The organism is Arachnia sp., from assembly GCF_057238465.1.
This window is the reverse complement of the sequence record NZ_DBHHFZ010000005.1, coordinates 103,040-125,366: the sequence shown is the minus strand read 5'-3', so window position 1 is coordinate 125,366 and position 22,327 is coordinate 103,040. Positions and strand designations below refer to the sequence as shown.

General features: G+C 66.3%; 21 protein-coding genes and 1 riboswitch. Of the genes, 11 read left to right on the top strand and 10 right to left on the bottom strand.

The window, feature by feature from the left end; translation table 11 throughout:
- Positions 1-43 precede the first annotated feature (43 nt).
- Positions 44-1,282: an ATP-binding protein gene (locus ACO6D6_RS07435; protein WP_484784555.1), complete on the top strand. Its 1,239-nt coding sequence runs from the start codon at positions 44-46 to the stop codon at positions 1,280-1,282.
- Here the strand turns inward: ACO6D6_RS07435 and ACO6D6_RS07430 are convergent.
- Genes ACO6D6_RS07430 through ACO6D6_RS07410 form a run of 5 tightly spaced genes read right to left on the bottom strand, consistent with a single transcriptional unit; the run spans position 1,276 to position 4,787 of the window.
- Positions 1,276-2,106: a CPBP family intramembrane glutamic endopeptidase gene (locus tag ACO6D6_RS07430; RefSeq protein ID WP_484784554.1), complete on the bottom strand. Its 831-nt coding sequence runs from the start codon at positions 2,104-2,106 to the stop codon at positions 1,276-1,278. The two genes, ACO6D6_RS07435 and ACO6D6_RS07430, sit on opposite strands and share 7 nt — an antisense overlap.
- The gene (locus ACO6D6_RS07425) at positions 2,103-2,630 is read right to left on the bottom strand and encodes a PadR family transcriptional regulator (RefSeq protein WP_484784553.1); all 528 of its coding nucleotides are present in this window, start codon (positions 2,628-2,630) and stop codon (positions 2,103-2,105) included. The genes ACO6D6_RS07430 and ACO6D6_RS07425 overlap by 4 nt, the downstream gene beginning before the upstream one ends.
- 36 nt (positions 2,631-2,666) lie before the next feature.
- Positions 2,667-3,314, bottom strand: coding sequence for a hypothetical protein (locus ACO6D6_RS07420; RefSeq protein WP_484784552.1), 648 nt, complete (start codon positions 3,312-3,314; stop codon positions 2,667-2,669).
- A gap of 1 nt (position 3,315) precedes the next feature.
- Entirely contained in the window at positions 3,316-4,089 is a 774-nt protein-coding gene (locus ACO6D6_RS07415; RefSeq protein ID WP_484784551.1) for a hypothetical protein, read from the bottom strand.
- Positions 4,086-4,787 carry an ATP-binding cassette domain-containing protein gene (locus tag ACO6D6_RS07410; RefSeq protein WP_484784549.1) on the bottom strand — a complete coding sequence of 234 codons (702 nt, stop codon included), beginning with the start codon at positions 4,785-4,787 and terminating at the stop codon, positions 4,086-4,088. The genes ACO6D6_RS07415 and ACO6D6_RS07410 overlap by 4 nt, the downstream gene beginning before the upstream one ends.
- A gap of 133 nt (positions 4,788-4,920) precedes the next feature.
- Between ACO6D6_RS07410 and ACO6D6_RS07405 the strand changes: the two genes are divergently transcribed.
- Both ACO6D6_RS07405 and ACO6D6_RS07400 read left to right on the top strand, forming a co-directional pair.
- The gene (locus ACO6D6_RS07405; RefSeq protein WP_484784547.1) at positions 4,921-5,751 is read left to right on the top strand and encodes a sensor histidine kinase; all 831 of its coding nucleotides are present in this window, start codon (positions 4,921-4,923) and stop codon (positions 5,749-5,751) included.
- Positions 5,744-6,400, top strand: coding sequence for a response regulator (locus ACO6D6_RS07400; RefSeq protein WP_484784545.1), 657 nt, complete (start codon positions 5,744-5,746; stop codon positions 6,398-6,400). Before ACO6D6_RS07405 ends, ACO6D6_RS07400 begins: the two co-directional genes overlap by 8 nt.
- 215 nt (positions 6,401-6,615) lie before the next feature.
- On the opposite strand, the gene uvrA is transcribed toward ACO6D6_RS07400, so the two are convergent.
- Positions 6,616-9,471 (bottom strand): excinuclease ABC subunit UvrA, encoded by a 2,856-nt coding sequence (gene uvrA / locus ACO6D6_RS07395; protein ID WP_484784543.1) that lies wholly within the window; start codon positions 9,469-9,471, stop codon positions 6,616-6,618.
- A 167-nt stretch (positions 9,472-9,638) separates the two neighbouring features.
- On the opposite strand from uvrA, the gene ACO6D6_RS07390 reads away from it, so the two are divergent.
- The 4 genes from ACO6D6_RS07390 (at position 9,639) to uvrB (ending at position 13,655) form a co-directional block, all read left to right on the top strand.
- Entirely contained in the window at positions 9,639-10,319 is a 681-nt protein-coding gene (locus ACO6D6_RS07390) for a maleylpyruvate isomerase family mycothiol-dependent enzyme (protein WP_484784542.1), read from the top strand.
- A gap of 104 nt (positions 10,320-10,423) precedes the next feature.
- Complete coding sequence (locus ACO6D6_RS07385; protein ID WP_484784540.1) at positions 10,424-11,185, top strand: LppU/SCO3897 family protein; 762 nt, start codon at positions 10,424-10,426, stop codon at positions 11,183-11,185.
- Between the two features lie 251 nt (positions 11,186-11,436).
- Positions 11,437-11,586 carry a hypothetical protein gene (locus tag ACO6D6_RS07380; RefSeq protein ID WP_484784539.1) on the top strand — a complete coding sequence of 50 codons (150 nt, stop codon included), beginning with the start codon at positions 11,437-11,439 and terminating at the stop codon, positions 11,584-11,586.
- A 23-nt stretch (positions 11,587-11,609) separates the two neighbouring features.
- On the top strand, positions 11,610-13,655 hold the full coding sequence (gene uvrB / locus ACO6D6_RS07375) for an excinuclease ABC subunit UvrB (RefSeq protein ID WP_484784537.1): 2,046 nt from the start codon (positions 11,610-11,612) through the stop codon (positions 13,653-13,655).
- Between the two features lie 87 nt (positions 13,656-13,742).
- On the opposite strand, the gene coaE is transcribed toward uvrB, so the two are convergent.
- On the bottom strand, positions 13,743-14,327 hold the full coding sequence (coaE, locus tag ACO6D6_RS07370) for a dephospho-CoA kinase (RefSeq protein ID WP_484784535.1): 585 nt from the start codon (positions 14,325-14,327) through the stop codon (positions 13,743-13,745).
- A gap of 14 nt (positions 14,328-14,341) precedes the next feature.
- A complete protein-coding gene (locus ACO6D6_RS07365; protein ID WP_484784533.1) occupies positions 14,342-14,632 on the bottom strand; it encodes a putative quinol monooxygenase in 291 nt (96 codons plus the stop codon).
- 80 nt (positions 14,633-14,712) lie between these two features.
- A riboswitch (glycine riboswitch) is annotated at positions 14,713-14,798 on the top strand.
- Between the two features lie 127 nt (positions 14,799-14,925).
- Between ACO6D6_RS07365 and gcvT the strand changes: the two genes are divergently transcribed.
- Genes gcvT through gcvP form a run of 3 tightly spaced genes read left to right on the top strand, consistent with a single transcriptional unit; the run spans position 14,926 to position 19,241 of the window.
- On the top strand, positions 14,926-16,041 hold the full coding sequence (gene gcvT / locus ACO6D6_RS07360; RefSeq protein WP_484784531.1) for a glycine cleavage system aminomethyltransferase GcvT: 1,116 nt from the start codon (positions 14,926-14,928) through the stop codon (positions 16,039-16,041).
- Positions 16,042-16,053: 12 nt separating this feature from the next.
- On the top strand, positions 16,054-16,413 hold the full coding sequence (gene gcvH, locus ACO6D6_RS07355; protein ID WP_484784530.1) for a glycine cleavage system protein GcvH: 360 nt from the start codon (positions 16,054-16,056) through the stop codon (positions 16,411-16,413).
- Positions 16,413-19,241 carry an aminomethyl-transferring glycine dehydrogenase gene (gcvP, locus tag ACO6D6_RS07350; RefSeq protein ID WP_484784528.1) on the top strand — a complete coding sequence of 943 codons (2,829 nt, stop codon included), beginning with the start codon at positions 16,413-16,415 and terminating at the stop codon, positions 19,239-19,241. Before gcvH ends, gcvP begins: the two co-directional genes overlap by 1 nt.
- Positions 19,242-19,308: 67 nt before the next feature.
- Here the strand turns inward: gcvP and ACO6D6_RS07345 are convergent, their stop codons facing one another.
- Both ACO6D6_RS07345 and rpsA read right to left on the bottom strand, forming a co-directional pair.
- Positions 19,309-19,572, bottom strand: coding sequence for a hypothetical protein (locus ACO6D6_RS07345; protein ID WP_484784526.1), 264 nt, complete (start codon positions 19,570-19,572; stop codon positions 19,309-19,311).
- 356 nt (positions 19,573-19,928) lie between these two features.
- Positions 19,929-21,374, bottom strand: coding sequence for a 30S ribosomal protein S1 (gene rpsA, locus ACO6D6_RS07340; protein ID WP_484784525.1), 1,446 nt, complete (start codon positions 21,372-21,374; stop codon positions 19,929-19,931).
- Positions 21,375-21,614: 240 nt separating this feature from the next.
- Between rpsA and ACO6D6_RS07335 the strand changes: the two genes are divergently transcribed.
- Positions 21,615-22,325 carry a class F sortase gene (locus ACO6D6_RS07335; RefSeq protein ID WP_484784524.1) on the top strand — a complete coding sequence of 237 codons (711 nt, stop codon included), beginning with the start codon at positions 21,615-21,617 and terminating at the stop codon, positions 22,323-22,325.
- The last annotated feature ends 2 nt before the right edge of the window (positions 22,326-22,327 follow it).

Here is a 22,327-nt window from a genome sequence, read left to right as displayed (position 1 = left end):
GAATCAGGTGCAGAACCACAATGCCGCGCGTAATATCGTTCCCATGCACATCCGGGACCGCCACCTGAAACCCCTCGCCGACGAGGCGATGCGAGCTTTCCCTGCGATGATGCTGCTGGGCGCACGCCAGGTCGGGAAATCCACTCTCACGCATCTGCTCGATCTGCCGCACGCCAGGTACACGACCCTGGACGATGCTGTCACACTGAGCAGCGCGCGGGAGGATCCGATCGGATTCGTCACCTCCCCCGGCTCGCAGACCTTGGTGATCGATGAACTGCAGCGGTATCCAGAACTTCTGTTGGAGATCAAGGCGAGCATCGACCGAGACCGTCGCCCCGGACGTTTCCTGCTGACCGGTTCCGCCGACCTGCTTCGCCTGGAGAGAACTCCGGATTCCTTGGCGGGACGCGCCATCCTGATGAATCTTGAGGGATTCTCGCAGGGCGAGTTGCGCAGCGAGCAGGACGATTTCATCTCACACCTGGATGCGGGCGGCCTCGAGCACGGCCGGGAATCGGTGCTGTCCCGGGCCGATTACGCCGAGCTCCTCGTCCGGGGAGGTTTCCCCGAAGTGCAGGAACTCACCGCGCGTTCTCGTCGCCTGTGGTTCAACTCCTACCTCACCCAGGCGGTCCAGCGTGATGCCCGCGACGCAATCGCGACCAACCAGCCCGAACGGCTGTCCACCGTCCTCAGAGTGATCGCCGCCCGCCAAGGAGGCGAGCTCGTGAAATCACACCTGGCATCGAACGCGGATCTTCCGGCTTCCACCGTCACCCTCTACCTGGACGCGCTGTCCCGTCTCTACCTGACTTATCTGCTGCCCCCTTGGACCAACAACTCCTTGAAACGGGTCACCGGGAAACCGAAAGCCGGCATCCGGGACGTCGGGCTCGCCGCGCATATGCTGGGGGCCACGTCCGAACGTCTCACCGCTCTGGACAGCCCACACATGGGAGGGCTGCTGGAAAGCTTCGTGGTGACCGAGTTGTTGAAGCAGCAGGGATGGTCGGATTCCGACTTCACACTGAGCCACTACCGCGACTCCATGGGCGGTGAAATCGACATCATCGCCGAACTGGCGGACGGGCGTGTCTGGGGATTGGAGGTCAAGGCCACCCAGACACCGAGATCGGAACACTTCACGCACCTGAAGAAACTCAAGGACCGGATCGGCGACCGTTTCCGCGGGGGCATCGTCTTGAACATGCATCCCAGGACCGTGAGGATGGGACCCGGTTTCTGGAGCATGCCCGTTTCCGCTCTCTGGGATCACTGAGAACTCCGGTACCCCAGCCGGCCCCGGGTCACGGCAATGGCGATCACCGCCAGAACGGCCAGTCCCAGCACCGCCGGCCACAGGCTCGTCACCTTCTGGCCGGTCGCCTTCTCCCACACACTCAACGCCCAGTTGATCGCGTTGTGGGCGAGGATCGCGAGGAGAACGGATCCGTGTGCCGTGTTGGTGATCCAGGACAGGACGATCGACGCCGCAACCGTGAACGCGAGGAAGGCAAACAGGTCACCCACATCCTGGTGCGGGGTCTCCCATTCCGCGATCAGGAACAGGGGCAGGTGCCAGCCTCCCCAGACGATCCCGAGGATCACGGCGGCCGGGACCGGTGAGGTGCGTTTCTGCAGTCTGGGCAGCGCGAAGCCCCGCCACCCCACCTCCTCCTGGAGCGGCCCGCCGATCAGGTACGCCACCCCCATCACCAGAGGGGCGATGACCAGGGCGGGGCCGGTGAGTTCGGGTCCGCTCGCTGTTTCGTCCGGCAGAATCGCCAGGACCGCAATCACGGCCGCCGGGACCGCCACCAGGGCCAGCAGATAGGCCACCGGCGGCACCCGCCAACGCAGCAGGGAGGCCGTCCAGATCTTGAGCGACCCGGTTATCAACCGGGTCATCACCAAGGAAGCCAGGAAGGGCCCGGCCAACAGGGCGAGTTGATTCAACACGACGCTCGCCGCCACGGGGAGTTCGTAGATCAGCAACCCCAGGTTTTTCCGCCCCAACAGGGCGGGCAGCCACAGGATCCAGGAACCCGCGTAGGCGAGGGCGATGTAACCGCCCAAGGGGTGTGACCGCAACCAGTTCTTCATTCCACCTCCTCAGCAATGCTCCGCCAGAACTCCAGGTTGCTGCGGGTCTGCGCCCGCCCCCAGGCAAGCACCATGCGGTGGTGGGGACGGTCCCCACCAAGATCATCCCGTTCCAGGAACTCCAGTCTGGATTCCAGTTCAGCCGCCTCCCGTCTCGCGAGGGGACCGACGATGGCCGGGTCCGCGTCGGCGAAGAACAGTTGCAGGAGCGCGGGATCCCGCGTCTGCGCGGCATCAGCGGGTCGTTGCAACCAGCCGCGCAAGGCGCGGAGCCCGTCCTCCGTGATCGAGTAGACCCGGCGGCGTCGCCCGCCCTCCTCGGGGGCCACGTCCACCAGCCCCGCCTCCTCCAGTTTCCTGGGCTCGGCGTAGAGCTGCGAGTGCGGGAAGGGCCAGAAGAACCCGACGGAGATCCGTGCGTTGTGTTCCAGCTCGTACGAGGTCATGGGACCCGCGGTCGCGAGCATTCCCAGGATGATGTACGAAACCGGCCGAAGCGAATGGTCCGAATCGGAGGGTTTCATGGTGTGAGGGTACACCCCGGCAAGGGCTTTCCCCGGTCAGGCGTCGCGACGGGCCCAGGCCACCGCGGCGATCGCCCAGAATCCCAGCACCCACCCGGCCAGGGCTCCCGCCGATTCCGCCAGGGGATGCGCCGGATCGGGCGCGAACAGGTCGGCCCCGACGGAACCGGGCAGCCAGGTCGCCAGCTCGGTGTAGGGCCGCAGCACGGGGCCCGCCACGACGAGAAGGACGAACGCCGTGGTGAGGGAGGCAACCAGCTGCCTCGCCACCAGGCCGATGGCGTATCCGAGCAGACCCATCGCGGCGAGATGTGCCACCACCCCGGGAAGGGTCCACTCGCCCTCGGGAACCAGCAGACGCACCCCGCCCGCGGCCAACATCGCCGTCGCCGTCAGCACCGCCGTTGCGGTCAGCGCCTTGGCCACCGCCACCGGGAAACGGCGGGGCATGGCTGTACAGGTGGTGGCGACCTGTCTTCCGGAGTACTCCCCCGTCGCCGCCAACACACCGAGCAGGATGCACCCCATGGCCGTCAGCGAGGGCACCAGCTGCAGGGTCTGCGCGGAACCTCCGGGTCCCGGCATCAATGCCGCCAACGCCCAGGACCCGGCGACCGTGAGCGCCGCAACCAGCCAGATGCCCGGGAGCCCGAGTTTGCGCCACTCCGCCGCGATGACCGCCATCTCAGGCCTCCCTTCTGGCGTGAAACAGCACGGCCAGGATGATGGCGGCAACACCCCAGGCGGCGCCCACCAGCATTCCGGCCCCGGGGCTGAGGGGATCCTGGATCGCGGTTTCGGTCAGAAACGTGTGGGCCAGCGCAAGGTCCGGTGCGTAGCGGGCCAGTGGGGTCACCTTCGAGAGCAGGAACGAGAAGGACGCGGCCGAGGAATTGATCACCAGCAGCGTCAGGGGCAGGGCTCCACCGCGAACCAGTTCGGCCAGGGCGGCCGCGATCACTGTCATGGTCACCAGGAAGAGCACCGCCCCCGCGACCCGGGGCCAGGGGTTCCCCCACGTGGCCTCCACACCACCCAGTGCCCAGCGCGCGACCGCCAGGGTACCGGCGGTGGCCGCCACGGCCAGGACCGTGGCGAATCCCAGGAGCACGGTGAGTTTCGCAACCATCCGTCTGGCTCCCCCGGGTGTGGCAACCATGCTGCTGGTGAGCTGCCTGCCCCGCCCGACGGCCTGGGCATTGCGGACGTACTCGCTGGAGACGGAAAGCACACCAAGCACCACGAAACCGACCTGCGCCACGGTGAGCGATGTGAATCCGGAGTCGGTCGTGGAGGTGTCGTACAGCGCTCCGAGCTGGCCGGTTTCCACCGCGCGCCTGATCTGGGAACCCTCCAGCCATGCCAGGAGCATCGGGACAGCCAGGGCCAGCAAACCGGCCACCCGGATGCCGGGAAGGGTGCACAGTTTCAGCGCCTCGGCGCGCATCGCCCGCCTCATGCGCGTGCCTCCACGTGCGCGAAAAACGCTTCCTCCAGGCTGGGATGACCCGACATGACGTCGACCACTCCACCCCAGGCCTTGATCCGGCCGCCGTTGATGATCACGACATCGTCGACGATCTCCGCCAGTTCACCGATCAGATGGCTGGACAGCAGCACCGTGCCCCCCGCATCGGCGTGCGCCCTGAGCAGCCGACGGATCCACCTGACCCCCTGCGGGTCGAGGCCGTTGACCGGCTCGTCGAGGACCAACCGCTCCGGTTTCCCCAGCAGGGCGGTCGCCAATCCGAGCCGCTGCCCCATGCCCAGCGAATAGGCGCCCACCCGCCGATTGGCGTCGGCCGCCAACCCGACCTCCTCCAGGACCTGCTGGACTCTTTTCCTCGGGATGCCGTTGCTGGCCGCCACCCACCCGAGGTGGGCGCGCGCGGTGCGGGAAGGGTGGGCGGCTGCCCCGTCGAGCATGGAGCCGACGTGCCTCAGCGGGTTCCGGAACTCCCGGTAGGGGCGGCCGTCAATGGTGGCCTGCCCGGTTGTGGCCCGGTCCAGGCCGAGCAGGATTCGCAGGCTCGATGACTTGCCGGCCCCGTTCGGTCCGACGAAGCCCGTCACCCGCCCGGGTCTCGCCTCGAATCCCACTCCCTCCAGGATTTTCCGGCGGCCACGGACCTTGGAAACATCGTCAAATCTGATCATGACCCCGATCGTGCTGCGACGAACACCCCCTGCCCGTCGGGCTCGGCACCGATTTCCGGTCCGTGCCTCAGCCCCTGGGATCTCAGCCCGTGGGGTGATGATTCCTCGCCCAGTTCATGGCTAGCATCGCCCCATGCACCGTTATTTCTCCGCCCAGGTACTGGCGGTGCTCGTGCTGCTCGTGGCCTTGTGCGGCGTCAGCACCGAGTCGGGTCCGAGCAACCTGAACCGGTTCGTGATCATGTTGTCGGCGGCCCTGCTGGTGTGCTGGATCTGGTGGGCGGCGAAACGGTCCGGGCGGCGCCAGGCCGAGCAGCTGCGTTCCCAGCAGATCGCCGCTGCCGTGACGACGGAGAGGTTGACGATAGCCCGGGACCTGCACGACCTCGTCTCCCACGGCATCGGTCTGATAACGGTGCGCGCCGCGGTGGCCCGCAACGTGGACGCCGAGGATCCCGAACGCCTGGTGGCGGCGCTCTGCGACATCGAACAGGCGAGCCGCGCCACCACCCTGGAACTGCGCAGGATGCTCCAGGTGTTGCGTTCCGACCAGGACGCGCCCCTGTCCCCCAGCCCGGGCGATCCCGACTGGGATGGTCTCCTGGAATCCGCTGAGCGAGCGGGGCTGCACGTGAAAATGTTCAACGGCGGGGTCACGCCGAACAGCGAGGGGGTGGCGCTGGCCATCCACCGCATCCTTCAGGAAGGGCTGGCGAACGCCGCCAGGCACGCCGGACCCACCAGCGTCCACGTCGAAATCACCCGCCGCGGGGAGGTCCTTCACCTGGCCGTGACGGATTCCGGTCCGGTTCCCGGGTGGCGTTCACGTCCCGGGGCGGGCAGTGGCCTGATCGGGCTGCGGGAGCGCGTCGCCGCGCTGGGTGGGAATCTCCGCCACCACCGCTCCCCGGACGGTTTCCGGCTCGAGGCCGAGCTGCCGGATCCGGAGCCGGTCCGTGTCTGAGATCCGGGTCCTGATAGCCGACGACCAGCAGCTGCTGCGCCAGTCGCTGGCGCATCTGTTGAACTCCCAACCGGGCTTCCGGGTCGTGGCGGAGGCCACCACCGGCGTGGAGGCCGTCTCGCTGGCCCGGGAACTGGTGCCGGATGTCGTGCTGATGGACATCCGCATGCCGCAACTCGACGGGATCGCGGCGACCCGTTCCATCGTCCGCGACCCGCAGCTGTCCGAGGTGCGGGTGCTGGTGCTGACCATGTTCGACCTGGACGAGTACGTCTTCGGGGCCCTGCGCGCGGGGGCTTCCGGTTTCCTGTTGAAGGACGCGACCCCGGAGGCCCTGATCAATGCGGTGCGCACCATCTCGGCCGGGCAGGCTCTCCTGGCCCCCTCGGCCATCGCCACCCTGGTGGAGAGCTGCCTCCCGGACGCGACCCCCTCCGGGAGGGTGGCGGATCTGACCCCGCGGCAGACCGAGATCCTCAGGCTCGTGGCCCGGGGGCTGTCCAACGACCAGATCGAACGGGAACTGCACATCAGCCACGCCACCTGCAAGACCCACATCTCGGCGCTGCTGAGCCGCCTGCGGGCCCGGGATCGCGCCCAACTGGTGATCGCGGCCTACGAACACGGTCTGGTGCGTCCCGGAACCTGAAGAGCCAGCTCGTGAGCATCCCTGCCCCGAAGCCGGTTCAGCCGGCACGCAAACACCCACCGCCCCCTCCTCTCGTTCACGAATCGCGGAGGTTCGACGGTTCAACGTCGCCACACGACGTTGAACCGTATTTCTTCCGCGATTCCTGCGCAGGAGAAGGAAGTTCAGGGATTGCGACGAGACACGGCCTTGCCGAAACTGATTGAGCCGTCGATTCAGCGTTCCAGCAGCGGCGCCAGGAACTCGCCGGTCGCCGATTCCCTCACCTTCGCGACCTCCTCCGGGGTGCCGGTGGCCACCACCTGGCCGCCGCGGGATCCACCGCCCGGCCCCATGTCGATGATCCAGTCGGCCGCCTTGATGACGTCGAGGTTGTGTTCGATCACCACGACCGTGTTGCCCGCGTCGACGAGGCGGTGCAGCACCGCGAGGAGTTTGCGGATGTCCTCGAAGTGCAGGCCCGTGGTGGGTTCGTCGAGCACGTAGAGGGTGCGTCCCGTGGAGCGTTTCTGCAGCTCGGCGGCAAGTTTCACGCGCTGCGCCTCACCTCCGGACAGGGTGGTCGCGGGCTGTCCGAGCCGGACATAGCCGAGCCCCACCTCCTCCAGGGTTTTCAGGTGCCGGGCGATGGACGGGATGGATTCGAAGAACCGTGTCCCCTCGCTGATGGACATCTCCAGCACGTCGGAGATCGACCTGCCCTTGTAGTGCACCTCGAGGGTTTCGCGGTTGTACCGGGCCCCGTGGCAGATCTCGCAGGGAACGTAGACATCCGGCAGGAAGTTCATCTCGATCTTGATGGTGCCGTCACCCGAACAGTTCTCGCAGCGCCCGCCCTTGACGTTGAAGGAGAACCGTCCGGGCAGGTAGCCACGGACCTTGGCCTCCGGGGTGGCGGCGAACAGTCCGCGGATCTTGTCGAAGACCCCCGTGTAGGTGGCCGGGTTGGAGCGCGGGGTGCGGCCGATCGGCGACTGATCCACCTGGATCACCTTGTCCAGGTTTTCCAGGCCCTTCAGTTTCCGGTGCCTGCCGGGCACCGCCTTGGCGCCGTAGATCTGCTTGGCGGCCGCTGTGTAGAGGATCGAGTTGACCAGCGACGACTTCCCGGATCCGGAGACCCCGGTCACCGCGACGAGCCTGCCCAGCGGGAAGGAAACGTCCACGTCCTGCAGGTTGTTCTCCGAGGCGCCGACGACGGTCACGGATTTGCCGTTGCCGGGGCGCCGCACCGCGGGTACGTCGATGACCAGCTTTCCCGACAGGTAGCGGCCCGTCATGGATTCCTCGGTGGTGAGCAGTTCCTCGACGGGCCCGGAGACCACGACCTCCCCGCCGTGCTCCCCCGCTCCCGGGCCGATGTCGACCACCCAGTCGGCTGCTCGGACGGTGTCCTCGTCGTGTTCGACGACGATGAGGGTGTTGCCGAGGTCCCGCAACCGCACGAGGGTTTCGATCAGCCGCCGGTTGTCGCGCTGGTGCAGCCCGATGCTCGGCTCGTCCAGGACGTAGAGCACACCGACCAGCCCGGAGCCGATCTGCGTGGCCAGCCGGATGCGCTGCGCCTCCCCACCCGACAGCGACCCGGCCGACCGTGACAGCGTCAGGTAGTCCAGGCCGACGTCCAGCAGGAAACGCAGTCGCTCCCGGATCTCCTTGACAACGCGCTCGGCGATCCGCGCCTCGCGTTCGTTGAGGGAGAGCGCATCCAGGTATTCGAAGGCCTCCCCGATGGACAGGTCCGCGACCTCCGCGATGTTCCTGTCTGCGACGGTGACGCACAGGGTTTCGGGCCTCAGCCGCGTGCCACCGCAGGAATGGCAGTTGATCTCCCGCATGTAGCCGCCCCAGCGTTCGCGGGCCGAGTCGGTCTCGGACTCGGCGTAGCGGCGCCGGACGAACGGCAGGATGCCCTCGTATTTCTGCGAGAAGGACCGGGTTCGCCCGAACCGGTTGCGGAAGCTCACCACCACGGCCCCGGGTACCCCGTTGAGCAGCACCTTCCGGTGTTTGGCGGCCAGGTTCTGCCAAGGGGTGCGCATGTCGAAACCGGTTTCGAGGGACAGGGCCTCCAGGACGTGTTCGAAGTGGCCCTTCAGGTGTGGGGTGTTCCAAGGGGCGATTGCCCCGTCGGCCAGGCTCAGGGTCTCGTCGGGGATGATGAGTTCCGGGTCGGGTTCCAGCATCGTCCCGAGCCCGGAGCACTCGGGGCAGGCCCCCCAGGGCCCGTTGAAGGAGAACTGTCTGGGTTCCAGTTCGTCGATGGCGACGTCGTGTTCGTTGGGGCAGCCGAGTTTCTCCGAGAAGCGTTTCTCGCGTTCGGGATCATCCGCGGGGAGATCCACGAACTCCACCCCGACCACCCCGTGGGCCAGCTGGAGGGCGGCCTCCACGGATTCGGTGATCCGCTGCTTGGCGGATGCCTTCACCACCACCCGGTCCACGACCACGTCCACGTCGTGTTTGCGTTTCTTGTCGAGCACCGGGGGTTCGGTGAGCGGATGGAGCTTTCCATCGACCCGAACCCGCGCGTAGCCATCGGCGACGAGCTGCCGGAAGGTTTCCTGGAACTCGCCCTTGCGCCCGCGCACGATGGGCGCCAGAACTTGGAAACGCGTGCCCTCGGCCAGCCCCATCAGCCGGTCGACGATCTGCTGTGGGCTCTGCCTGCCGATGACGGCGCCACACACCGGGCAGTGCGGGATGCCGATGCGGGCGAACAGGAGACGCAGGTAGTCGTAGACCTCCGTGATGGTGCCGACCGTGGATCGCGGGTTCCGGGAGGTGGATTTCTGGTCGATGGAGACCGCAGGCGAGAGCCCCTCGATGAAGTCGCAGTCCGGCTTGTCCATCTGCCCCAGGAACTGGCGGGCGTAGGCGGACAGGGACTCGACGTAGCGTCGCTGCCCCTCGGCGAAGATGGTGTCGAAGGCCAGCGAGGACTTGCCCGACCCGCTCAGCCCCGTGAAAACGATCAGGGAATCCCTGGGCAGGTCCAGGGAGACATTCTTCAGGTTGTGGACGCGGGCACCTCGCACGAGGATTCCGCGTTGAGCGGGTCGAACATTCACGGTCACACATGCTATGCCGCGGCGCCGACAAATCCGCGCTTCGCGAACGGGAGGGTGGCGAAGGCCCCCGAGAACCGGCCGGTTCCGCGCACGAGCCCCGGTGAGCAGGGTGGCCGCAGCGGAGACCCCCGTAAGTGAAATCCCTTACTTTTGATAGGTTTGTCAGCATGCCGAGCGTCCCTGGCGAGCACTTCGACTCAAGCCTGCATGCTGTGCGGGAACAAACCCACACACTCCTGGGACGTACCATCGCCTACTCCCCGGAAGACTGGGCCGCGCCAACCCGCCTGCCGGGCTGGACCCGTGGACACGTCGCCGCCCACCTGATCAAGGGTGCCCGCAGCCTGGCGCAGGTGTGCCGGGAACTTCTCGAAGGGGTTTCCCCCAGCGGTTACGACTCGTCGCTGGGACGCGACTGCGAACTGCTGGCCATCTCCGACGGCCTCCACCTCCAGATCGAACTCGACACGAGCGCCGGCGAACTCGATCAGCTCCTCACCCAGCTGCCCGGAAGAGATGGTGAGGTGTCGCTGCGACCCGGTCTGCGGATCGCCATCGACGATCTGCCCCTGGTTCGGCTCCGCGAGCTGGTGCTGCACGGCTTCGACCTGGAACCGGAGGCCTCCCGGCTCGACGTGGACGACGACACCGCGGCCCCGGTGCTGGCCTTCGAGGCCGCCCATCTCGCGGATGAGAACGATCCCCTCGAACTGGTCACCCTGGAAGGACGGGTGGTGCGCACCGGGGTTCGGCCACCACATCGGCGCGCGGCTGGTTCGACATCCGCGCTGCTCCTGTGGCTCGCCCGGGGCATCGAATCCGAAGGTCTCGAATACGACAAAATTTGACAACCTACCTGCGAACCGTTTTTGATACCTCGTCAGTGAAGCCCGCGGCTCGATTGGGGAGAAGCGGCCGCTAGTATCAGGACTCCCCCTAGTGAAGGACAGTGATGACGCAACCGCCGAATCAGCCATACAACCCCAACCAACCCTACAACCAGGGTCAGGGCTACGACCCGAGCCAGGGCTACAACCAGGGTCAGGGCTACAACCCGAGCCAGCCCTACGACCCCGCCCAGGCCCAGCAGCAGTACCAGGCCCAGCAGCAACAGGCGGCCCAGCAGTATGCCGCTCAGCAGCAGTACGCCGCTCAGCAGCAGTACGAGGCCGAGCAGGAGTACGCGACCCAGTACGAGACGCCGAAGAAGCGCTTCGGGGTACGTCAGATCATCAGCATCATCTCCGCCGTTGCGGTGCTCGGTGCCGGCGGCTGGTTCCTGTGGCAGAAATTCAAGACCAACGAGAACCTTCAGGTCGGCAACTGCCTGGTCATCACCGGGACCGCGAACGACGCCAAGGAGGAGAAGGTCGACTGCTCCGACAAGTCGAAGTTCTCCTACGAGGTGAGCCAGGTCGTCTCCGACTCCAGTTCCTGCCCGAGCTTCACCTCGTCCTACGAGATCAGCAGCAAATCCCGCTACGGCGGCAACCGCACGGTGAAAGCCGTCTGCCTGATCCCGAACCTGCACCAGGATGTCTGCTACAACGAATCCTCCAGCCCCACCGCCCCCTTCGAGGTGGCGGAGTGTGGCTCGGCGAAGGCGAAGGTCACCAAACGCGTCGACCAGGCGAACGCTTCCTGCGAGGCAGATGAAGAAGAGCTCACCTACACCACTCCTCCCCGTACCTACTGCTTCGGGGAACCCAAGTGAGCCGTGCCGCACTACCGGAAACCGGTTCTCCGGTGACCGATTGGCACGAGACCACGAACTGAGATGCGGATGCCGGGTTGGCCATTGGCCGACCCGGCATCTGCTCTGTCCCCGCAATCCGTCAGGGAACAGAACCGGACGCGACCAGACCCGGGGAACCTTTTCCGATACATCTTCCGCGATTCGACCGCGTGGAACCCCACCGAGGAGCATTGTCTGCGTGGGCGGCATGGCGAGAAGCGTCTGCCACCGTGCCCTTCGCAGTGGAGCAAAACTGCGACTCGACGAACATCAAGGTCACCAAACGCGTCGACCAGGCGAACGCGTCCTGCGGAACCGGTGAGGAAGACCTCACCTACACCACCCCTCCCCGCACCTACTGCTTCGCGACCCCCAAGTGACCCATCGCGCATAATCGGTTTCCATGAGACCGATTGACGAGCTTCGCCGCCAGGTGGCGCCTTTCCGGGTGCAGGCCGATTTCTCCCCCTCGGGGGATCAGCCAACCGCGATCTCGGAGTTGGAGCGCCGCATCCGTTCCGGTGAGAAGGATGTGGTGCTCCTGGGCGCCACGGGGACGGGCAAGACCGCCACGGTGGCCTGGCTGGCGGAGCGGCTGCAACGCCCAGTCCTGGTGATGCAGCCCAACAAGACCCTCGCTGCGCAGTTCGCGAACGAGCTGCGTCAGTTCTTCCCCGACAACGCCGTCGAGTACTTCGTCTCCTACTACGACTACTACCAACCCGAGGCCTACGTTCCCCAGACGGACACCTACATTGAGAAGGACTCCTCCCTGAACGAGGAGGTGGAGCGCCTCCGGCACTCCGCGACGAGTTCGCTGCTGACCCGCCGCGACTGCGTGGTGGTGGCCACGGTGTCCGCGATCTACGGCCTGGGCACCCCTCAGGAATACCTCGAGCAGCGCCTGACCCTGCGGGTCGGTGAGGAGTACGAACGCTCCACGCTGCTGCGACATCTCGTCGACATCCAGTACAACCGCAACGACCTCTCCTCGGAGCGTGGCACTTTCCGGGTGCGCGGGGACGTGCTGGAGATCTTCCCCATGTATGAGGAGAACGCGGTGCGTATCGAGTTCTTCGGCGACGAGATCGAACGCATCTCCACCCTCGTCCCGCTGACCGGTGAGGTGCTGCGCGAGGAGAACGAGATCTACGTCTTCCCCGCCACCCACTACTCCGCCGGAGCGGAACGGATGGAACGAGCCATCGCCGGAATCGAGGCGGAACTCGCGATCCGGTTGCAGGACCTGGAATCCCAGAACAAGCTCCTGGAGGCGCAGCGGCTGCGGATGCGCACCAGCTACGACATCGAGATGATGCGCCAGATCGGCACCTGCTCGGGGATCGAGAACTACTCCCGTCACATCGACGGCCGGGCCGCGGGATCCGCGCCCGCCTGTCTGCTGGACTACTTCCCCGAGGACTTCCTCCTGGTGGTCGACGAGTCCCACGTCACGATCCCGCAGATCGGGGGCATGTACGAGGGCGACGCATCCCGGAAACGCACCCTCGTGGAGCACGGTTTCCGGCTGCCGAGCGCCTTGGACAACCGGCCCTTGAAGTTCGACGAGTTCTGCCAGCGCATCGGGCAGACCGTCTACCTCTCCGCCACCCCCGGTCCCTACGAGCTTGAGCGCAGCGACGGTTTCGTCGAGCAGATCATCCGGCCCACCGGTCTGGTGGATCCGGAGATCGTCCTCAAACCGACCAAGGGCCAGATCGACGACCTCGTCGGGGAAATCCGGACCCGGGCCGAACGCAACGAACGGGTGTTGGTGACCACCCTGACCAAGAAGATGGCAGAAGACCTGACCGACTACCTGATGGCCGCCGGCATCCGTACCCGTTATCTGCACTCCGACATCGACACCCTCAAACGGGTCGAGTTGCTGCGTGAGCTGCGGCTCGGCAGCTATGACGTGCTGGTGGGCATCAATCTGCTGCGGGAGGGCCTGGACCTGCCGGAGGTTTCCCTGGTGGCCATCCTCGACGCCGACAAGGAGGGTTTCCTCCGTTCAGAACGTTCCCTGATCCAGACCATCGGCCGCGCCGCCCGTAACGTCGCCGGACAGGTGCACATGTACGCCGACACGATCACCCCGTCGATGGGGGCCGCCATCGACGAGACCAATCGCCGGCGTGCCCGCCAACTCGCCTACAACACCGAGCACGGCATCAATCCGCAGCCGTTGCGGAAGAAGATCGCCGACATCACGGACATGCTGAACCGGGAGGACGCCGACACCGAATCCCTCCTGAAAGGCAACCGGGAACGGGGCCTGAAGGCCGGGGAACTGCCCGAGCAGGAGTTGGCGAAACTGATCGACGACCTCACCGCCCAGATGCATCAGGCGGCCGCCGATCTCCAGTTCGAGCTGGCCGCCCGGCACCGCGACGAGATCGCCGATCTGAAAAAGGAGCTCCGGCAGATGATCGAGGCCAACAAATAGCCCCGCCCCTTGACGAAGGTGCCCGCCCAACGGGTCTTCACGCCGCCCGCAACGCACCTTCCCGGGATCGGCCGGAAGTCCCGCGTCTCACGCCGAGAGGCTCCGCCACAGCTCACCGACCTGCCTCATGGTCTCCCGGACCGGACCGGAGCTGTCGATGACGTGCGTTGCCGCCCCCAGCCGTTCCTCACGGCTGGCCTGGGCGGCCACCCGCTGCTCGGCCTCGGCTCTCGTAAGACCGTCACGTCGCGTCAACCTGCGCAGCTGCTCCTCGACCGTGGTGTCCACCACCACGACCGCGTCGAATTTGTCCTGCTGTCCGGTCTCCACCAGCAGGGGTATGACGTGCACCACAACCGACCCCGCGGGGGCCGCGGCCTCCAGCTCGATGGCTCGTTCCCGCACGAGGGGATGGATGATGGCATTCAGGTCGGCGCGCGCCTGCGGGTCGGCGAAGATTATCCGGGCCAACGCGCGACGATCCAGGCTTCCGTCGGCGGCGAGCACGGAGTCCCCGAAACGAGCAACAACCGCCTTCAACCCCTCGGTCCCCAACGCCACCACGTCCCGGGCCAGAACGTCGGCGTCGATCGTGACGGCACCCAGCTGTTCCAGTTTCCGGGCCACCGTCGACTTGCCCGACGCAATCCCGCCCGTCAGTCCGATCCGCACAGAAACACAGGTTATTACGGAATCTCGAGGAAGGTCAGTTCGGAGGCGTCCCCCGAGATCAGCGGCCCGAGTTTGTCGTTGAATGCCGCATTCTCGGGATCGGCGAGGTGGGCCTTGAAGGCCTCCTCGTCCCGGTAGCACTCAATGATCACGAACTGGTTCGGGTTGTCGCGTTCCGTGTACACCTCGAAACGCACCGTTCCGGGTGAAGCGTTCACGTGCTCCGCGTAGGTCCCGATCAGGCCGGCCACCACATCCCGCGCCCCGTCCCGGCACTCGAACCGGGCGATCAGGTTCACCGCCATGCCGTCTCCTTCCACGTTGAAGTCCCGAGTCAGTGTTTCGTCAAGGCTACCCCCACAACGCGGCCAGTTCTCTGTATGCTGGCCCTGTAGCGGGAGAACCGACCCAGTCGGTGCCGAAGGAGCAACCGCCCCGGAAACTCTCAGGCCCCAGGACCGCGACGACTTCAACACTCTGGAGAGAGGCCCCGCCGGGGTCCGCCGAAGGATTAAACGATCTCAGGCAGCGGTGACAGAGGGGGCTCCGGGTGGGCCTTGCCATCCAGCAACGTCGCGCGTCAGCAGAAAGGGTCCTCATGTCACTATCAACCACCGCATTGCACGGGCTGCACAAGGAACTGGGTGGTCGTCTGGTGGATTTCGCCGGGTGGGAGTTGCCCGTGCAGTTCGCCGGGATCATTGCGGAGCACCAGCACACACGGCAATCCGCCTCGCTGTTCGACGTCAGTCACATGGGTCAGGTCCTGATCCGCCCCGAATCCGGGAACCTGGCTGACGCCGCCGCGGCCCTCGAAACGCTGATCCCGGCCAGTGTCGCCGGGTTGAAGGAGGGACGCCAGCGTTACGGGCTGTTCACCGACGAGCACGGCGGGGTCCTGGACGACCTCATGTTCGCCCACCACGGCGACCGCTACTTCCTGGTGGTCAACGCGGCCCGTTCCGATCACGACCTCGGGTTGCTGCGCACCCTGGAAGGGGTCACGGTCGAACACCTCACGGATCGTTCGCTGCTGGCCCTGCAGGGTCCCCGGGCCGAGGAGGCCCTGGCCGGGCTGGTGCCGGAGGCGGCCGGGTTGAAGTTCATGGATTCCCGGATCCTTGACTGGGACGGTGTGGCGGTCTGGGTCTCGCGTTCCGGATACACCGGCGAGGACGGCTTCGAGATCTCCGTTCCCAGCACCGAAGCAGAACGCCTGGCCCGCGCCCTCCTGGGGTTCGACTGGGTGCTCCCAGCGGGGCTCGGTGCCCGCGACTCGCTGCGTCTCGAGGCGGGAATGCCCCTGTACGGGCACGACCTCAGCCCGCGGATCACCCCGGTCGAGGCGGACCTGGGCTGGGCGATCCCGAAGGTGCGGCGCCCGGGTGGTTCCCGTGAGGGTGGTTTCCCCGGGGCCGGGGTGATCCTGAAACAACTCGCCGAAGGTCCCTCCCGCAAACGGATCGGCCTGCGCGCAGAAGGCCGTGCCCCCGTGCGCGAGGGGGCGAAACTTTTCCTGTCGGTCGAGGACACCGAACCGGTCGCCGAGGTCACCTCCGGTGGTTTCGGTCCCACCGTGGGCGGCCCCATCGCCATGGCGATGCTGCCCACGGACGTCCTGCCCGGAGCCACCGTCCACGCCGAGGTACGCGGCAGGCGTCTCCCAATGACGGTAACCGCACTACCGTTCATCACACCGTCCTACAAACGCTGAGGAGAGAGCAACATGATCAAGTACACCAAGGACCACGATTGGCTCGACAGCAGTGACGACGGGGTCGCCGTCGGCCTCACCGACCACGCCACCAGCGAGCTGGGTGACGTCGTCTACGTCGAACTTCCCGAGGTCGGGGCCGAGGTCACCAAGGGCGAGGAGATCGTCGTGATCGAATCCACCAAGGCCACCTCCGGGATCACCGCCCCCTTCGACGGGGTGATCACCGAGATCAACCAGACCGTGGTTGACTCCCCCGAGACCGTCAACGAGGATCCCACTGGTTCCTGGTTCTTCAAGATCCGGCCCGACGATCCCGCCGCGCTCGAGGAGTACCTCGACGAGGACGAGTACAAGGCTCTGATCGGCTGATGAGTACCTGGAATCCCACCAGCTACGACCCGGACGACTTCGCCAATCGCCGCCACATCGGCCCGAGCCCGGCCGAGATGGAGACCATGCTCTCGGCGATCGGGGTCGGTAGCCTCGACGAGTTGATCGACCAGACCGTGCCCGCCGGTCTCCGCCAGGCCGAACCGCTTGCCTGGGAGCCACTGACGGAGGGCGCCGTGCTGGGTGAGCTGCGCAGGATCGCCGCCAGGAACCAGGTCCGGACCTCGATGATCGGCCAGGGCTACTACGGCACGATCACTCCCCCGGCGATCCAGCGCAACATCCTGGAGAACCCGGCCTGGTACACCTCGTACACCCCGTACCAGCCGGAGATCTCGCAGGGAAGGCTGGAGGCGCTGCTGAACTTCCAGACCATGATCAGCGACCTGACCGGTCTGGAGATCGCCAACGCCTCCCTGCTCGACGAGGCCACCGCCGCCGCGGAGGCGATGAACATGGCGTTCGCGGCGGGCAAGCGCAAGAAAACACGTTTCTTCGCCGCGGCCGACCTGCACCCGCAGGTCCTCAGCGTCCTGGCCACCCGGGCCCGGCCGCTGGGCATCGAACTGGTGATCGGCGAGGTCGAGGACCTGGATGTTGACGGTCTGTTCGGGGCCATTTTCGCCTACCCCGGCACCCACGGGCAGCTGCGGGACCACACCGCGCGGTGCGAGCTCCTGCACGAGGCGGGAGCCCTGGCGATCGTGGCCGCCGACCTGCTGGCCCTGACCCTGCTGAAGGAGCCGGGCGCGATGGGATTCGACATCGCGATCGGTTCGGCCCAGCGTTTCGGGGTCCCGATGGGCTTCGGCGGCCCGCACGCCGCGTTCATGGCCTGCCGGGACAAGCTGAAACGCACCATGCCCGGACGCCTGGTCGGGGTGTCCAAGGACAGCGCGGGCAATCGCGCCTACCGCTTGGCCCTCCAGACCCGGGAACAGCACATCAGGCGTGAGAAGGCCACGTCGAACGTGTGCACGGCCCAGGCGCTGCTGGCGGTGATGGCGTCCTTCTACGCCGTCTTCCACGGCCCGTCCGGCCTCAAGGCCATCGGCCAGCGGGTCCACCTGATGGCGGTCACCCTCGCGGAGCAGCTGCGGGCCGGAGGCGCCGTGGTCGAACCGGACGAGTTCTTCGACACGATCACCGTCCATGTGGGGGTCGGCCAGGCGGGCATCATCGCAGCAGCCGAGCAGCGGGGCATCAACCTGCGCCGCGTCGGCCGCGACAGAGTGGGCATCTCGGTGGACGAGACCACCACCCTGGAAACCCTCGCATCGGTGCTGGATGCCTTCGGTATCGAACCGGCCACTGAGCTCAGCCGGCGCCCGGCGATCCCGGATGCCCTGCTGCGCACCTCCGAGTACCTGACCCACCCGGTCTTCCACATGAACCGGGCCGAGTCGGAGATGATGCGCTACATGCGTCGCCTCGCCGACCGGGACCTGGCGCTGGACCGGGCGATGATCCCGCTGGGTTCCTGCACCATGAAACTGAACGCCGCGGTCGAGATGATGCCGATCACCTGGCCGGAGTTCGCAGGTCTGCATCCGTTCGCGCCCGCCTCGCAGTCGGAAGGGTACCGGGAGCTGGCGGCGGATCTGGGCAGGCTGCTGTGCGAGATCACGGGCTACGACGCGTTCTCGATGCAACCGAACAGCGGCGCCCAGGGCGAGTACGCGGGACTGCGGACGATCGCCGCCTATCACCGCGCCAACGGTGACGAGCGCGACATCTGCCTGATCCCGACCTCGGCCCACGGCACGAATCCCGCATCGGCAACCATGGCCGGCATGAAGGTCGTGGCGGTGAAGTCCGCCGAGAACGGCGACATCGACCTCGACGACTTCGTCGCCAGGGCGGAGGAGGCCGGGGACCGGTTGGCGGCCGTGATGATCACCTACCCGTCCACACACGGCGTGTTCGAGGACACCGTGCGAAAGGTCTGCGAGATCACGCACGCCCACGGCGGGCAGGTCTACATCGACGGCGCGAACATGAACGCCCTGGTCGGTCTCGTGCGCCCGGGGGACCTGGGTGGCGATGTCAGCCACGTGAACCTGCACAAGACCTTCGCCATCCCGCACGGCGGCGGCGGTCCGGGCATGGGACCCATCGGGGTCAAGGAGCACCTGAAACCGCACCTGCCGGGTGATCCGGCCACGGGTGAGGAGGGGGCGGTCTCGGCCGCGGCTCTCGGTTCTGCCTCGATCCTGCCGATCTCGTGGGCCTACATCCGGCTCATGGGTGGCAGCGGGCTGACCCAGGCCACGCGCGTGGCGATCCTGAGCGCCAACTACCTGGCGAGCAGGCTCTCGGAGGCGTACCCGATCCTGTACCGCGGCGGGAACGGCCGGGTGGCTCACGAGTGCATCGTGGACACGCGCATCTTCGCGCGTCACGGCGTCACCGTCGATGATTTCGCCAAACGGCTGATCGATCACGGTTTCCACGCCCCCACCATGTCCTTCCCGGTGGCGGGCACGTTGATGGTGGAACCCACGGAGTCGGAGACCCTGGCCGAGCTGGACCGGTTCGTCACTGCGATGCTGGACATCGCCCGCGAGGCCGACGACGTCGCCTCGGGGAGGATTGCCGCCGAGGAGTCGCCGCTGCGTCGCGCCCCCCACACCGTGGAGGATCTCGTCGCTGACTGGGACCGCCCCTACTCGCGCGAGCAGGGTTGTTTCCCGGCCGGTGCATTCCGGGTGGACAAGTACTGGCCGCCCGTCGGAAGGGTGGACAACGCCTACGGTGACCGGCACCTGGTGTGCAGCTGCCCACCCTGGGAGGGCACGCCGGACTGAAACACGGGACTGCGAGAAGAAGAGGGGCTGCTCCTTTCGGGGGCAGCCCCTCTTTCTCGTGAGGTTGTCAGTCGGTTTCCTCCACCGGGATCAGTGGTTTCCAGAACGAGGCACCCGGTCGGGCCAGAGCGGCCTGTCCCAATGAGATGACGGTGCAGATCACGAACACCCACAGCCACACGTGCAGCATCGTCACCGCAAGAGGCAGCTGCTTGAACCATCCGACCAGCAGAGAAGCGACGAACCCGACCGGCTGGTGGACGGGCATGGCGAAGGTGAAACGCCGGCCAAAGGTCCGCGGCCACACCCATTTCTTCGACGTGGTTGACATGTCAGATCACCTGTTCGGGTTGGGAACCGGCGAAGCGGCAGCCAGCCTCATCGCTGCTACCAGATGTGAAGGATACCGGACCCCCATGCTCATCTCCTTTTCTTGAGAACCAGTGCACCGGCCCTGTACATCTCTCATGGTGCACAACGCGTTCTCCCACTTCAAGACCACGAGACCGACTTTGGTCAAAGGTTGAGCCCGCGACCATTTGCGGATGACGCTTCCGGAACGCTGTTCCCGGGCCGGCGGATCGGTTTCAGTCGGTCCGCACGACGCCTGCCCGCGATGTCGTTGCCAAAACGATCCGGGTACACATCCCGGTGGGATGTGTACCCGGATCGTGGTTTTCCGGCGGGTCAGTTGCCGCCGGTCAGCTTGTCGCGCAGGGCCTGCAGGGCCTCGTCGGAAGCCAGCGAGCCCTCGCTCGGCTCGGCGGTGGAGGCGTAGCCGGTGCCCGCCTCGGTCGCGGCCTGACGCTCGGCCTCGGCGGCCTCGGCCACCTGGCGTTTGTGGGCCTCCCAGCGGGCCTGGGCCTCGGCGTACTGCTGCTCCCAGGCGGCCTGCTGCTCCTCGTAGCCGGGCTTCCACTCGTTGGTCTCCGGATCGAAGCCCTCGGGGTAGATGTAGTTGCCCTGCTCGTCGTAGCTGTCGGCCATGCCGTAGAGGGAGGCGTCGAACTCGTCGGCGGCCACGTCGACACCCTCGTTGGCCTGCTTCAGCGACAGCGAGACGCGGCGGCGCTCCAGATCGATGTCGATGACCTTGACCATCACCTCGTCGCCGACGGAGACGACCTGCTCCGGGATCTCGACGTGACGCTCAGCCAGTTCGGAGACGTGCACCAGACCCTCGATGCCGTCGCCGACGCGGACGAACGCACCGAACGGAACCAGTTTGGTGACCTTGCCGGGCACGATCTGGCCGATCTGGTGCAGACGCGCGAAGGTCTGCCACGGATCCTCCTGGGTGGCCTTCAACGACAGGGACACGCGCTCGCGGTCCATGTCCACCTCGAGCACCTCGACGGTGACCGGGGTGCCGACCTCCACGACCTCGTTCGGGTGGTCGATGTGCTTCCAGCTCAGCTCGGAGACGTGCACCAGGCCGTCGACCCCACCGAGATCCACGAACGCGCCGAAGTTGACGATGGAGGAGACCACGCCCTTGCGGATCTGGCCCTTCTGCAGCTGGTTGAGGAAGGTCTGGCGAACCTCGGACTGGGTCTGTTCCAGCCAGGCGCGGCGCGACAGCACCACGTTGTTGCGGTTCTTGTCCAGCTCGATGATCTTGGCCTCGAGCTCCATGCCGACGTAGGGCTGGAGGTCGCGGACGCGGCGCATCTCGACCAGCGAGGCGGGCAGGAACCCGCGCAGGCCGATGTCGACGATCAGGCCGCCCTTGACAACCTCAATGACGGAACCGGAGACGACGCCGTCCTCTTCCTTGATCTTCTCGATCGTGCCCCAGGCGCGCTCGTACTGGGCGCGTTTCTTGGACAGGATCAGGCGCCCCTCCTTGTCCTCCTTCTGCTGAACCAGGGCTTCGATCTCGTCGCCGACCCGGACCACGTCGAAGGGATCGACGTCATGTTTGATGGAGAGTTCCTTGGATGGGATGACACCTTCGGTCTTGTAACCGATGTCGAGGAGGACTTCGTCCCGGTCGACCTTGACGACGGTTCCGGAGACGATGTCGCCGTCGTTGAAGTACTTGATGGTGGCGTCAACGGCCGCCATGAAGGCTTCCGGGGAACCGAAATCGTCGACCGCTACGGTCGAGGCCTCAGTGGAGGAGGAGGACATGTAGTAGGGCTTTCGCAATAAGGTTTCGCCCTGCGCCCTGTCCTTCATCCCGGGTCGGGATGGGACTCGGGAGGACGGACACGCCAACCCCACTCGGTCCGAGGGCGGGCAGGCCACAGTGCGGTTTAACCCTATCGTCGCCCCGGGGACCGGTCAAGAGCACCGGCCCGGATAGTACGGAGGAAACAAAATGCGACGGATCTGTTGGTCGTGGATGGGGCAGGGATTAACCTGTTCCCCGTGAATCTCGTCGAAGCTCTCAAGAACCGGAAGGTGCAGATCGGCATAGCCGCAGTCGCCGTCCTACTGGCCGTAGCCCTGACCCTCGTATGGGTCCTCCAACCCAAGAATGACAATTCCCAGGCCGGCGCCACGGCGTCGTCCAGCGAAACCGCCAACGGTACGGCGGTGACTTCCCCCGAAGCATCCTCTCCCCCAGCCAACCCCGGGGCCTGCGTCACACCCGACGCGGCTGGTTTCGTCCCGGTCCGCTACTCGATCGAGAGCATAAACGTCGATGACAAGGTGATCTCCGGGGGCCGCGAGGAGGACGGGGCCATTGCAGCCCCGCCGAAGGACGAACCCCGCACCGCCCTGTGGTGGAACGAAGGCCCGAAGGTCGCCTCAAACGCCGGCCAGGTGGTGTTGACCATCCACACCTACCAGACCGGTGACGCCGTGGGGAACATGCTCTACAGCGACAACGGTGGCCTGCTCAAGGAGGGCGCCGTGCTGAAGCTCTACGCGGAGGACGGGCGTGTCGCCTGCTACCAGTACACCGAGTCCCAGAAGCTCGCCGTCTCCGAGTACAACCCGGAGTCGGATGTCCTCGAACGCCACGAGGGAGACCCCGGGCTCGCCATCGTCATCTGCTGGGACCACAACAAGAGCACCAACGATTGGGATTCCCGGATCTTCATCAAGTTCAAGCCGGTGACCGACGCGGCCTGATC